The organism is Streptomyces sp. CA-251247 (assembly GCF_050952975.1).
GTDB lineage: Bacteria > Actinomycetota > Actinomycetes > Streptomycetales > Streptomycetaceae > Streptomyces > Streptomyces achmelvichensis.
Genome location: NZ_CP191861.1, coordinates 6,405,536 through 6,417,716, shown reverse-complemented (window position 1 = coordinate 6,417,716; position 12,181 = coordinate 6,405,536). Strand labels below are relative to the sequence as shown.

The 12,181-nt window shown below is 70.9% G+C and carries 9 protein-coding genes; 2 read left to right on the top strand and 7 right to left on the bottom strand.

From position 1 onward, the window contains the following. Positions 1-94: 94 nt before the first annotated feature. Positions 95-1,540, bottom strand: coding sequence for a pyridoxal phosphate-dependent aminotransferase (locus ACQPWZ_RS28475; RefSeq protein ID WP_383243656.1), 1,446 nt, complete (start codon positions 1,538-1,540; stop codon positions 95-97). 118 nt (positions 1,541-1,658) lie between these two features. Between ACQPWZ_RS28475 and ACQPWZ_RS28470 the strand changes: the two genes are divergently transcribed. Then, positions 1,659-2,396, top strand: a complete 738-nt coding sequence (locus tag ACQPWZ_RS28470) for a class I SAM-dependent DNA methyltransferase (RefSeq protein WP_433572716.1) — start codon at positions 1,659-1,661, stop codon at positions 2,394-2,396. A gap of 49 nt (positions 2,397-2,445) precedes the next feature. On the opposite strand, the gene ACQPWZ_RS28465 is transcribed toward ACQPWZ_RS28470, so the two are convergent. The 6 genes from ACQPWZ_RS28465 to ACQPWZ_RS28440 form a co-directional block, all read right to left on the bottom strand. After that, on the bottom strand, positions 2,446-2,820 hold the full coding sequence (locus ACQPWZ_RS28465) for an RNHCP domain-containing protein (protein WP_313943402.1): 375 nt from the start codon (positions 2,818-2,820) through the stop codon (positions 2,446-2,448). Between the two features lie 340 nt (positions 2,821-3,160). After that, entirely contained in the window at positions 3,161-4,297 is a 1,137-nt protein-coding gene (locus ACQPWZ_RS28460; protein WP_340476122.1) for an XdhC family protein, read from the bottom strand. 36 nt (positions 4,298-4,333) lie between these two features. Next, on the bottom strand, positions 4,334-5,857 hold the full coding sequence (locus ACQPWZ_RS28455; protein ID WP_327679031.1) for an NCS2 family permease: 1,524 nt from the start codon (positions 5,855-5,857) through the stop codon (positions 4,334-4,336). Between the two features lie 205 nt (positions 5,858-6,062). Continuing rightward, positions 6,063-8,447, bottom strand: coding sequence for a xanthine dehydrogenase family protein molybdopterin-binding subunit (locus tag ACQPWZ_RS28450; protein ID WP_340476118.1), 2,385 nt, complete (start codon positions 8,445-8,447; stop codon positions 6,063-6,065). A gap of 5 nt (positions 8,448-8,452) precedes the next feature. Continuing rightward, positions 8,453-9,034: a (2Fe-2S)-binding protein gene (locus ACQPWZ_RS28445; protein ID WP_433572715.1), complete on the bottom strand. Its 582-nt coding sequence runs from the start codon at positions 9,032-9,034 to the stop codon at positions 8,453-8,455. Continuing rightward, positions 9,034-9,924, bottom strand: coding sequence for an FAD binding domain-containing protein (locus ACQPWZ_RS28440; protein WP_340476115.1), 891 nt, complete (start codon positions 9,922-9,924; stop codon positions 9,034-9,036). Before ACQPWZ_RS28440 ends, ACQPWZ_RS28445 begins: the two co-directional genes overlap by 1 nt. Before the next feature lie 275 nt (positions 9,925-10,199). On the opposite strand from ACQPWZ_RS28440, the gene ACQPWZ_RS28435 reads away from it, so the two are divergent. Beyond that, complete coding sequence (locus ACQPWZ_RS28435; RefSeq protein WP_340476114.1) at positions 10,200-11,912, top strand: PucR family transcriptional regulator; 1,713 nt, start codon at positions 10,200-10,202, stop codon at positions 11,910-11,912. The last annotated feature ends 269 nt before the right edge of the window (positions 11,913-12,181 follow it).

Below are 12,181 nucleotides of genomic sequence, written 5' to 3'. Positions count from 1 at the left end.
TGCCCGTACCCCACGGGGAGCAGGCCTGGCCGCCGCGTGTCGGCCTGCGGACGGACACGGCGTCAGGGCCACGCATTCCGTTCTCCCCGGAAGGTCACGCCCCCGCGATCAGCCGGTCGACCGCCGCCGTCCCCGACGTGTAGCCGGGAACCATCGCCTGCGAGAGCGCGGCCGCGGGTGCCGCCGGGGGTGCAGCGGTGCGGCCGGGGGCCGGCCGGCGGGCCGGGGACAACCCCCGGGCCGAGACCGGTTCCTGAGCGAGCGCCAGCATCGGTGCCGGGGCCTGCATCTGCATCTGCATCTGGGGCTGCGGCTGGCGCTGGGGCTGCGGCTGGGGCTGGGGTTGGGGCTGTGCCTGCGAGGGGACCTGCGAGAGCATCGGCGCCATCGGCTGCGGAGGCTGCTCGGGGACCTGCACGCTGCGGCCGTAGAGGACCTGTTCCATCGCCGACATCAGCCGTGCCACATCGTGCTGCGGTCTGATCACGAGTCGCAGGAAGCGGCTGGAACTGCCCACCTTGTTGCTGCACTCGCGCACCAGCACGCCGTGCTCGCCGAGCAGGCGGTCACGCAGAACGGACCCGTCCACCCCCTCCGGAAGGCGTACGTAGAGGAAGTTCCCCTGCGAGGGGTAGACGGTCAGCCCCGGCAGCTGGGACAGCCGCCACATCATCTCCTGCCGGTCCTGGCGCGCCTGGGCGAGGCTCTGCGCGTACTCCTGGCGGTGTTCCCTCAGCATGAACACCACGGTCTCGGCAAAGGAGTTGAGGTTCCACTTGGGCAGCGCGGCGCGCACCTTGCCCGCGAGCGTCGGATTCGAGACGAGATAGCCGAAGCGGACGCCGTGCAGGCCGAAGTTCTTGCCGAGGCTGCGCAGCACGATCACGTTCGTCCGCAGGACGGCCTCGGCGGCGACGCTCGGATCGGGTTCGGCGTCCGAGAACTCGAGGAACGACTCGTCGACGACGACCAGATCGAGGTCCTGGAGCTCGTCGAGGAGGGCGATGACCTTCTGCTTGGGCAGATAGCCGCCGTCGGGGTTGTTGGGGTTGCAGATCACGGCGGTGCGGGAGCCGCGGGACCGGATGAACTGCACGAAGGAGGCCGGGTCCAGGCCGAATCCGTGTGCCTCCGGAAGCAGCAGCATGTCGACGCGCTTGCCCGTCTCCATCGGCTGGTCGGTCCACCGTCCGAAGGTGGGCACGGGGACGGCCAGCGACTCGCGGACCAGCAAGTGGTCGATCCAGGTGATCAGTTCGGTGGAGCCGTTGCCCATGGCGACGGTCTGCGGGTTGAGGCCGAGCACCTGGCACAGCTCGGCGGTGATGGTGTCGGCGCCGCTCGGGTAGTAGGTGAGGATCTCGCGCAGCCGGCTGCCGAGCATCTCGAACATCTCAGGGGTGGGGAAGTACGGGTTGCACGGGATGCAGAAGTCGGTGATCTCTCCCGCCTCCGCGCCGCCCGCCCTGTTCAGCGTGAAGTACGAAGGGCTGTGCGCCGTGGACGCGCGAAAGAGTGCCGTGACATTGCTGCCGGCCATGAAGCTGCCTCCCCTGCCTGCCTGTGGCCCTCACGATGCGCAGGGACCCTCTCCGAATACGGATCGTGGAGTGGTGATGTTCAACCCCTGAGGCACGCGGGGCACTACTGTGAAGGTGATGTTCACCCCATCGGGCCCCACCCTTCGCGAGCTGGCCGTCCAGGCTCTCTCGTCGGTCGAGCACGGCTACGACCTGCTGGCTCCCACGTTCGACAGGACGCCCTTCCGTACCCCGGACCGCGTACTGGATCCGGTGATCCGCGCGTTGCGGGCCCTCGGTCCGTTCCGCTCGGGGCTCGATGTCTGCTGCGGCACCGGCGCGGGCGTCGGCGTACTGCGCCAGGTGTGCGAGGAGCAGGTCACGGGCGTCGACTTCAGTGCGGGGATGCTCGCCCACGCGCGGGCGGTCCTGCCGGAGCCGGGCACGCCGAAGGGCCCGTCGGTGCACTGGGTCCGCGCGGACGCCCGGGCGCTTCCCTTCGCTCCGGTCTTCGATCTGGCGGTGAGTTTCGGCGCGTTCGGGCACTTCCTGCCGCGTGAACTCCCGGCGCTGTTCACCCAGGTCCATCGGTCGCTGCGGCCCGGTGGCCGGTTCGTCTTCCCGCTTCCGGCGCCCGCGCGGGTGGGCTCACGGCAGTACTGGACGCTGTGGGGCTTCGACGCGGTGATGCGCGTACGGAACCTGGTCTGGAAGCCGGAGTTCGTCATGTACTACCGCACCTTCCGCCTCGTCGAGGTGCAGGACGAGCTGACCCGGGCGGGGTTCACGGTGGAGTTGCTGCCGCTGGAGGAGCTGGGACGCCTGACGGACGGCAGCCCGCGCTGCCGGCTGGTGGTGGCGACGAAGGGCGGCTGAGACGGGCCGTGCGTCCCGGGTCCGGGGACCCGGGACGCACGACTCGTCGTCACAACGCGGTCAGGCGCTCCAGCGGGAACGGCGGCTGCGCCAGCGGCCGGACCGCGAGGCGTGTCAGCGGCAGGGCGTTGTCATCGCCCGCCGTCCGGTTGGCGTGGAGCACACCGCAGTGCGTACAGCGGTGGACGAGCACCCACTCTCCATCACCGCGTACGGAGATGGCGAGGGGTTCCATCCGGGCGCCGCAGTCGGCCGCCCGGTCGCCCGGGGTGTCGTCGAGGTGACGGCTCCACAGGCAGTTCGGACAGTGGTTGCGGTGGCCGGTGCCGGCAGCGGTCATCGGAACGTCGAGACCGCACTGCAGACAGCGGAAGGACTCGGCGCGCGCCTCGGTGCGGGCGCGCCGGGAGGTGTTGCGTGACATCGTGGACACGACTCCTGGGTGATGCGTGGGACAGGGCGACAGCGGTCGATGTCGTCTCGCATCCGGGGAGTTCACACCACGGGGGTGGGAGGCCTTCCCCGATCGCGAGAACGCTTCCACCGGGCCCTGGGCATACACGCACCACCTCTGAGTCGTCGAGTCTTCCCCCTGATGAGACCGTGCCGTGCGGGAGTTCGGCAACCGAATTCCTGGCGGTCGGCGGGAGCGTCCCGCCGGTGGGCCGCCGGAGCGCGTTCCGGCCCGGGAGCCGCGTCGTTCCCCGCAGGGGCGCAGCGTCCGAGATCGGGCGGACAGGCGGACGGGCGGACGGGCGGACGGGTCAGGCGACCGAGCCGATGCGGCCCGCGGTGCGGTCCGTGCCGTCGTGGTGGATCGGGGTGTGGGCGCCGGTCAGTGAGACGCCGCTGCCGCCGCGGCGATGGGCGACGATCTCCGCGGCGATCGACAGCGCCGTCTCCTCCGGGGTGCGGGCTCCGAGGTCCAGGCCGATCGGGCTGCGCAGCCGGGCCAGTTCGAGTTCGCTGACGCCCACCTCGCGCAGGCGCCTGTTGCGGTCCTGGTGGGTCCGGCGGGAGCCCATCGCGCCGATGTAGGCGACCGGGAGGGTGAGGGCGAGTTCGAGGAGCGGCACATCGAACTTGGCGTCGTGGGTCAGGACGCACAGGACCGTACGGGAGTCGACCTCCGTCGAGTCCAGGTAGCGGTGCGGCCAGTCGACGACGATCTCGTCCGCCTCCGGGAAGCGGGTCCGGGTCGCGAAGACGGGCCGTGCGTCGCAGACGGTCACGTGGTAGCCGAGGAACTTGCCCATCCGTACCAGCGCCGAGGCGAAGTCGATCGCACCGAAAACGATCATGCGCGGGGCGGGGACGCTCGACTCGACGAGCAGCGTCAGCGGACGGCCGCAACGGCTGCCGTCCGCGCCGATGGTGACCGTGCCGGTGCGGCCGGCGTCCAGCAGCGCGCCCGCCTCCGCCGCGGCCGTACGGTCCAGTTCCAGATGGCCGCCGAGGCTGCCCTCGCGGGAGCCGTCGGGGCGCACGAGCAGCGCCCGGCCCAGCAGGTCGGCCGGGCCCTCGGTGATCCTGGCAAGGGCCGCAGCCTCACCCGACGCGGCCGCCGCCAGAGCCGCCGGGATGACGGCGCCGCGGACCGGGGTGACGAGGATGTCGATGACCCCGCCGCAGGTCAGACCCACGGCGAAGGCATCGTCGTCGCTGTAGCCGAAGCGTTCGAGGACGCTTTCGCCGTCCTCCAGCGCCTGCCGGCACAGGTCGTACACCGCGCCCTCCACACACCCGCCGGAGACCGACCCGATCGCCGTGCCCTCGCTGTCGACGGCGAGCGCGGCTCCCGGCTGCCGGGGCGCACTGCCGCCGACCGCCACCACGGTGGCGACAGCGAACTCACGGCCCTGCTCGACCCACCGGTTGAGCTCGTCGGCGATGTCCAGCATGTCGGTCTCCTCAGAGTGTGTGGCGGGCGGCGGGAGCTACTTCACTCCGAGCCAGCCCTCGATCGGGTGAAGGGCGAAGTAGGCAAGGAAGACGACCGACAGCACCCACATCAGCCAGCCGATGTCGCGGGCCCGGCCCTGGACGGCCTTGATGAGGACGTGGGCGATGACACCGGCCGCGATGCCCGCGGTGATCGAGTAGGTGAAGGGCATCAGAACGGTGGTCAGGAAGACCGGGATGGCGGTGGCCTGGTCGTTCCAGTCGATGTGCTTGGCGTTCGTGAGCATCATCGATCCGATGACGACGAGCGCGGCGGCGGCGACCTGGGTCGGGATCAGCTGGGCGAGCGGGGTGAAGAAGAGGCAGAGCGTGAAGGCGAGTCCGGTGATGACGCTGGCGAAGCCGGTGCGCGCACCGTCGCCGACACCGGCGGTGGACTCGACGAACACGGTCTGGCCGGAGGCGCCGGCGAGGCCGCCGATCGCGCCGCCCGCACCGTCGATGGCCAGGGCCTTGTTGAGGCCCGGCATCTTGCCCTTGTCGTCGGCGAGGTTCGCCTGCTGACCGATGCCGATGATGGTGCCCATCGCGTCGAAGAAGCCGGCGAGCACGAGGGTGAAGACGATGACGCCGACCGTGATGCCGCCGACGCTGCCGATGCCGTCGAACGAGACCTGGCCGAAGAGGCCGAAGTCGGGGGTGCTCACGATGGATCCGGTGAGCTCGGGAGCGTTCAGACCGCCCCAGGCCTTCTTGTCGAGCCCGGCGAACTGGTGGACGACGGCGGCGAAGACGGTGCCGCCGATGATGCCGATGAGGATCGCGCCGGGCACCTTGCGCACCTGGAGCAGGAAGATCAGCAGGACCGTGACGGCGAAGCAGAGGACCGGCCAGCCGGTGAGCATGTCGCTGGTGCCGAGCTGGATGGGCTTGGCACCGGCGATGCCTCCGTCTCCGGGCATCGAGGTGACGAAGCCCGCCTGGACGAGACCGATGAGGCAGACGAACAGACCGATGCCCATGGTGATGGCGTGCTTGAGCGCCAACGGGATCGCGTTCATGATCAGTTCACGCAGGCCGGTGACGACCAGCAGGACGATCACGAGGCCGTAGATGACGCACATGGCCATCGCGTTGCCCCAGGTCATCTCCGGGGCGACCTGGAAGGCCATGACGGCGGAGACGCTGAGTCCCGCCGCGAGGGCCAGCGGCACATTGCCGATGAAGCCCATCACGATGGTGGTGGCCGCCGCGGCGAAGACGGTGGCGGTGGTGAGCTGGTCGCCGTCGAGCCGGTGACCGGTCGCGTCGGGGACCGAGAGGATCACCGGGTTGAGAAGGATGATGTACGCCATCGCCATGAAGGTGGTGATGCCGCCGCGCACCTCCCGGCCGACGGTCGATCCCCGCCGGGATATGTGGAAGTAACGGTCGAGCCAAGAGCGTCCGGCGGGCGAGCGAAGCGAGGTGGGGGTCCCCCCAGGCCGAAGGTTCTGGGGGAGGGTGCCGGTGCCGGCGTCCTCCTCGCTGCTTCTGGGCTTTTGGGACTGCTGGGTCATGATGCCTACTCCCAAGGTTCACAGGGGCACCCGCATGGAGACGGAGATTGCGGGATTTGGGATGACTGTGTGGGCTGCACGACCCGGGGGACGGCCCGAGACGAACGGTGGGGGAACGGCCGCGAGCGGTGCGGTGCTCCGGTGCTCCGGGCGGTACGCCGTGGAAGTGTGACGTTCCCTGGACGTACCGCCCGGAGGGCTTGACTCAGGTGCCGGTGAGGTGCTCGGGACGTACCGGCGTCCTGTTGAGTTCGAGACCCGTCGCGTTCCGGATCGCCGCGAGGACGGCCGGGGTGGACGACAGGGTCGGGGCCTCGCCGATGCCACGGAGGCCGTACGGCGCGTGGTCGTCGGCGAGCTCGAGCACATCGACGGGGATGGTCGGGGTGTCGAGGATGGTGGGGATCAGATAGTCCGTGAAGGAGGGGTTGCGCACCTTCGCGGTCTTCGGATCGACGATGATCTCCTCCATGACCGCCACGCCCAGGCCCTGGGTGGTTCCACCCTGGATCTGGCCGACGACGGACAGCGGGTTGAGCGCCTTGCCGACGTCCTGGGCGACCGCGAGTTCGACGACCTTGACGAGCCCGAGCTCGGTGTCGACCTCGACGACCGCGCGGTGCGCGGCGAAGGAGTACTGGACGTGGCCGTTGCCCTGGCCGGTGCGCAGGTCGAAGGCCTCGGTGGGCCGGTGGCGCCATTCGAGCTCCAGGTCGACCGCCTCGTCCTCGAGGACGTCCACCAGGTCGGCGAGGACCTCGCCGCCGTCGGTGACGACCTTGCCGCCTTCGAGCAGCAGCTCGGCGGTGGCCCAGGCCGGGTGGTAGGAGCCGAACTTGCGGCGGCCGATCTCGAGGACCTTCTCGCGGACGTTCTCGCAGGTGTTCTTGACCGCGCCGCCGGTGACGTACGTCTGGCGGGACGCGGACGTCGATCCGGCGGAGCCGACCTGGGTGTCGGCCGGCTGGATGGTCACCTGGGTGACGCCGAGCTCGGTGCGGGCGATCTGCGCATGGACGGTGACACCGCCCTGGCCGACCTCCGCCATGGCGGTGTGCACGGTCGCGACGGGCTCGCCGCCCACGACCTCCATGCGCACCCGGGCGGTGGAGTAGTCGTCGAAGCCCTCGGAGAAGCCGACGTTCTTGATGCCGACCGCGTAACCGACGCCGCGGACGACGCCTTCGCCGTGGGTGGTGTTGGACAGACCGCCGGGCAGCGCGCGGACGTCCGCCTGCTCACCGGCCGCGAGCCACTGCTGCTCGGGCGGGAGGGGCCTCGCCTTGACGCGGCGCAGCAGCTCGGCGACCGGGGCCGGCGAGTCGACCGGCTGGCCGGTCGGCAGCAGGGTGCCCTGCTCCATCGCGTTGAGCTGCCGGAACTCCACCGGGTCCATGTCCAGTTTCGCGGCGAGCTTGTCCATCTGCGCCTCGTAGGCGAAGCACGCCTGGACCGCGCCGAAGCCGCGCATCGCGCCGCAGGGCGGGTTGTTGGAGTAGAGGGCGATGGCCTCGATGTCGACGTCCTCGATGACGTAGGGGCCGACGGAGAGCGAGGAGGCGTTGCCGACGACCGCCGGGGAGGCGGAGGCGTAGGCGCCGCCGTCCAGGACGATCTTGCACTTCATGTGCGTGAGCTTGCCGTCCTTGGTGGCGCCGTGCTCGTAGTAGAGCTTCGCCGGGTGCCGGTGGACATGCCCGAAGAAGGACTCGAACCGGTTGTAGACGATCTTGACGGGCTTGCCGGTGCGCAGCGCCAGCAGACAGGCGTGGATCTGCATCGACAGGTCCTCGCGGCCCCCGAACGCGCCGCCGACGCCGGAGAGCGTCATCCGCACCTTCTCCTCGGGCAGGCCGAGTACGGGTGCGATCTGGCGGAGGTCGGAGTGCAGCCACTGGGTCGCGACGTACAGCTCGACGCCGCCGTCCTCGGACGGCACCGCGAGGCCGGACTCGGGGCCGAGGAAGGCCTGGTCCTGCATGCCGAAGGTGTACTCGCCCCGGACGATCACATCGGCGCGCTTCGCGGCCTCGTCGGCATCGCCGCGCACGATGGGCTGGCGGTGCACGATGTTCGGGTGCGGCACATGGCCGATGTGGTGGTCGTCGCGGTTCTCGTGGACCAGGATCGCGTCCGGAGCGGTCGCCGACGCCTCGTCGGTGATGAGCGGCAGCTCGGCGTAGTCGATCTTGATCTTGGCGGCCGCGCGGCGTGCGGTCTCCGGGTGGTCGGCGGCGACGATGGCCACCGGCTCGCCGTGGTGGCGGACCTTGCCGTGGGCGAGCACCGGGGTGTCCTGGATCTCCAGGCCGTAGTTCTTCACCTCGGTGGGCAGGTCGTCGTGGGTCAGCACGGCGTAGACGCCGGACATCGCGAGCGCCTCGGAGACGTCGATCGACCGGATCTCGGCGTGCGCCACGGTGGAGCGCAGGGTGTGGCCCCAGAGCATGTCCTCGTGCCACATGTCGGAGGAGTAGGCGAACTCTCCGGTGACCTTGAGGGTGCCGTCGGGGCGGAGCGTCGACTCGCCGATGCCGCCCTTGGTCTTGGAGCCCTGGGTGATGTTCGTGGGGGTACCAGTCGTGGCCATGGCTGTCAGACCGTCTCTTCCTGGCGGGCCGCAGCGAGGCGTACCGCGTCGAGGATCTTCTCGTAGCCGGTGCAGCGGCAGAGGTTCCCGGAGAGCGCCTCGCGGATGTCCGCGTCGGACGGCTCGGCGTTGCGCTCGAGCAGCTCGTCGGCGGCGACCAGCAGACCGGGGGTGCAGAAGCCGCACTGGACGGCGCCGGCGTCGATGAACGCCTGCTGGATGGGCGAGAGCTCGGCGCCCTCGCGGGTCTGCGAGTCGGTGCCCTGGGCGCTCCACTGACGGGCGTCCTGAAGGGTCGTCCCACAGGCGCCGGTCGCGCAGCCGCCGGCGGAGCGCTGCTGGGCGAATTCGGCCAGGCCCTCGACCGTCACGACCTCGCGGCCCTCGACCTGGCCGGCGGCGACGAGGCAGGAGCAGACCGGCACACCGTCGAGGCGGACCGTGCAGGAACCGCACTCGCCCTGCTCACAGGCGTTCTTGGAGCCGGGCAGACCCATGCGCTCGCGCAGGACGTAGAGAAGGCTCTCGCCCTCCCACACATCGTCGGCCTCCTGCTTGCGGCCGTTGACCGTGAAGTTCACGCGCATTATGCGACTCCCTCAGTGCTGCGGCCGTTGCCGCGGTACGACTCCCAGGTCCAGCCGAGCGTGCGGCGGGCCATGATCCCGACAGCGTGACGGCGGTAGTTCGCGGTGCCGCGAACGTCGTCGATCGGGTTGCAGGCGCCGGAGGCGAGCTGGGCGAACTGCTTGGCGACGGACGGGGTGATGATCTTCTTGCTGTCCCAGAAGCCGCCCTCTTCGAGCGCGGCGTTCAGGAACTCCTCGGCCGCCGTCGCCCGGACCGGGGTGGGCGCGGCCGAACCGATGCCGGTACGGACCGTCCGGGTCTCGGGGTGCAGCGCCAGACCGAACGCGCAGACCGCGATCACCATCGCGTTGCGGGTGCCGACCTTGGAGTACTGCTGCGGCCCGTCGGCCTTCTTGACGTGCACGGCGCGGATCAGCTCGTCCGCGGCCATCGCGTTGCGCTTCACGCCCGTGTAGAAGGCGTCGATGGGGATCAGGCGGCTGCCGCGCACCGACTCCACCTCGACCTCGGCGCCCGCGGCGAGCAGTGCCGGATGGGCGTCGCCGGCCGGGGAGGCGGTGCCGAGGTTGCCGCCGACGCCGCCGCGGTTGCGGATCTGCGGGGAGGCCACGGTGTGCGAGGCGAGGGCCAGTCCCGGCAGCTCGGAGCGCAGCTGCTCCATGATCTGCGTGTACGGGACGGAGGCGCCCAGGCGGACGTTCTCCTCGCCCACCTCCCACTCGCACAGCTCACCGATGCGGTTCAGGTCCAGGAGGTACTCGGGCCGGCGGTGGTCGAAGTTGATCTCGACCATCACATCGGTGCCACCCGCAATGGGTACAGCGGTGGGGTGCTCTGCCTTGGCGGCGAGCGCCTCCTCCCAGCTGGCGGGGCGAAGGAAGTCCATGAGTGGCTCTCTTCTGAATCGAAGTCGTTCGTCTCAGCGGGCCCGGGACGGTCGGCCCTCGACTGGTTATTCACGTGCTGTTAACGCGGTGTGGCATCAGTACACAAGGGCGTGCTCCGGTCGGTGCAGTCACCGAAACCATGAAGGAGTTGGCTGGTCGCCCGTCCCGTCTTGTAGATTCGAACGAAAGGTGGGGCTCAGTAACCCCACTGTTTTCCCCTGGAAACCCTGGCCACGGGCCACCGGCAACAACGAGACAGATCGGCGGCGACGAGATGCGGCTGCGCGCACTGCTGGAGAACGACGCGCTGGGGCTGCGGCTGCTCGGCGGCGAGGACGAACTCGACCGCGGCGTACGCGGCGTGATGACGACGGACCTCAAGGACCCGAGCCGCTATCTCTCGGGCGGCGAGCTGGTGCTGACCGGGCTGGCGTGGCGGCATTCCGCGGAGGACTCGGAGCCGTTCGTACGGATCCTCGCGGGCGCGGGGGTCGCGGGGCTGGCGGCGGGCGAGGCCGAGATGGGCGACATCCCGGACGATCTGGCGGCGGCGTGTTCGCGCCATCGCCTCCCCTTGTTTGCAGTCAATGAATCCGTTGCATTCGCAACGATCACGGAGTATGTCGTCCGTCAGGTCTCCGGCGAGCGGGCGGGCGACCTCGCCGCCGTCGTAGACAGGCACAGAAGGCTGATGACCTCCGGCCCGGCCGGCGGCGGACCGGAGGTCGTCCTCGATCTTCTCGGCTCCGACCTGGACCTTCACGCCTGGGTCCTCTCCCCCACCGGCCGCCAGATCGCCGGCGCGGGCGACGAGCTCCCCGCTTCCGTGAGCGCCACTCTTGCGGGTGAACATCTGGCCGCGACCCGTACGGGACGCCGTGGCCCGCACCGGGCGACGCTCGGCGGTACGACGTACTCGCTCTTCCCGATCCGGAACACCGGCCGCGGAGCAGCGCCCGCGTCCCGGGACGTCCGCGAGAGCGTCCTGTCCGACTGGCTGCTGGCCGTGGAGGCCGACGCGGGCGACTGGCCCGCCGCCCGGCTGGACCTGCTCCAGGGCGTGACCCAGCTGATCGCCGTCGAGCGGGACCGCCGCGAGGCGGCCCGCACGGTACGGCGACGGCTCGCCCAGGAGGTCCTCGAACTGGTCCAGACGGGCGCCGCGCCCGCCGAGATCGCGGCGCGTCTGCGGGTGGCCGCGCCCGTGCTGCTGCCCGGCCTCGGCACCGCCCCGCACTGGCAGGTCGTGGTGGCCCGGGTGGACTGGGACCAGGAGTCCACCGGCCAGCCGGGTTCGGCGGCCACGGCGATCGAGGCCGGCCCGGTCGCACAGTCCCTGCTGGAGGAGATCCTGGTCGACCCCACGGCCCCGGGACCCGACTCATCGGACCGGATCGCGGTGGCCCATACGGGTGACGAGGCGATCGCCCTGGTACCGCTGCCCGCCGTACCCGCGGACCCGGACGCGGAAGACGCCAAGACCACCGACGAGGGCCTGCACGCGGACGCCCTGCTGTCGTCCGTACGCGACCCGCTGTCGGCCGGCCTCGCGGACGACGGGCGCCTGACGCTGGGCGTGAGCGCGGCGGTGAGTTCGGCGGAGGGCCTGCGTGGCGCCCTGGAGGAGGCCCGGCACGCCCGCCGGGTGGCGGCGGCGCGCCCCGGCCGGGTGTGTGCGGCGGGCCACCACGAGCTGGCGTCGCACGTCCTGCTGCTGCCGTTCGTCCCGGACGACGTCCGGCGCGCGTTCACGGCCCGGCTCCTGGACCCGCTGCGGGACTACGACCGCCGCCACCGCGCGGAACTGATCCCGACGCTGGAGGCCTTCCTCGACTGCGACGGCTCCTGGACCCGCTGTGCGACCCGCCTCCACCTGCACGTGAACACGCTGCGATACCGCGTGGGCCGCATTGAACAACTGACGGGCCGGGACCTGTCGCGCCTGGAGGACAAGCTGGACTTCTTCCTGGCCCTGCGGATGAGCTGACGGGACGGCGGGCCGCTTCGGGTCCGCGGTGAACGGGGCTCGGGGCGCGGGGAGTTGACGCAGCGGCGGCACCTGCGGCCGCGGTCGGTGCGGTGCGTGCGCAGGCCGGTGTTCCCGCTCGACCCGTGCCCGGCCCTCCCGCTCGCGTACACCCGGGTACAGGCAACGAGAACGAACTCGCCCCGCCCGCCGCCGCATCGCGCCCCACCCGGCATTCCCGCCGGATGCCGACATCCGTGGCCGGCGGGCCCCTCGGCACGGGGGGGGGC

Coding starts and splice junctions, on each gene's coding strand:
- ACQPWZ_RS28465 (WP_313943402.1), bottom strand. CDS start 2,820: ATGTCACGCAACACCTCCCGGCGCGCCCGCACCGAGGCGCGCGCCGAG.
- ACQPWZ_RS28450 (WP_340476118.1), bottom strand. CDS start 8,447: ATGGCCACGACTGGTACCCCCACGAACATCACCCAGGGCTCCAAGACC.
- ACQPWZ_RS28440 (WP_340476115.1), bottom strand. CDS start 9,924: ATGGACTTCCTTCGCCCCGCCAGCTGGGAGGAGGCGCTCGCCGCCAAG.
- ACQPWZ_RS28475 (WP_383243656.1), bottom strand. CDS start 1,540: ATGGCCGGCAGCAATGTCACGGCACTCTTTCGCGCGTCCACGGCGCAC.
- ACQPWZ_RS28460 (WP_340476122.1), bottom strand. CDS start 4,297: ATGCTGGACATCGCCGACGAGCTCAACCGGTGGGTCGAGCAGGGCCGT.
- ACQPWZ_RS28445 (WP_433572715.1), bottom strand. CDS start 9,034: ATGCGCGTGAACTTCACGGTCAACGGCCGCAAGCAGGAGGCCGACGAT.
- ACQPWZ_RS28455 (WP_327679031.1), bottom strand. CDS start 5,857: ATGACCCAGCAGTCCCAAAAGCCCAGAAGCAGCGAGGAGGACGCCGGC.
- ACQPWZ_RS28470 (WP_433572716.1), top strand. CDS start 1,659: ATGTTCACCCCATCGGGCCCCACCCTTCGCGAGCTGGCCGTCCAGGCT.
- ACQPWZ_RS28435 (WP_340476114.1), top strand. CDS start 10,200: ATGCGGCTGCGCGCACTGCTGGAGAACGACGCGCTGGGGCTGCGGCTG.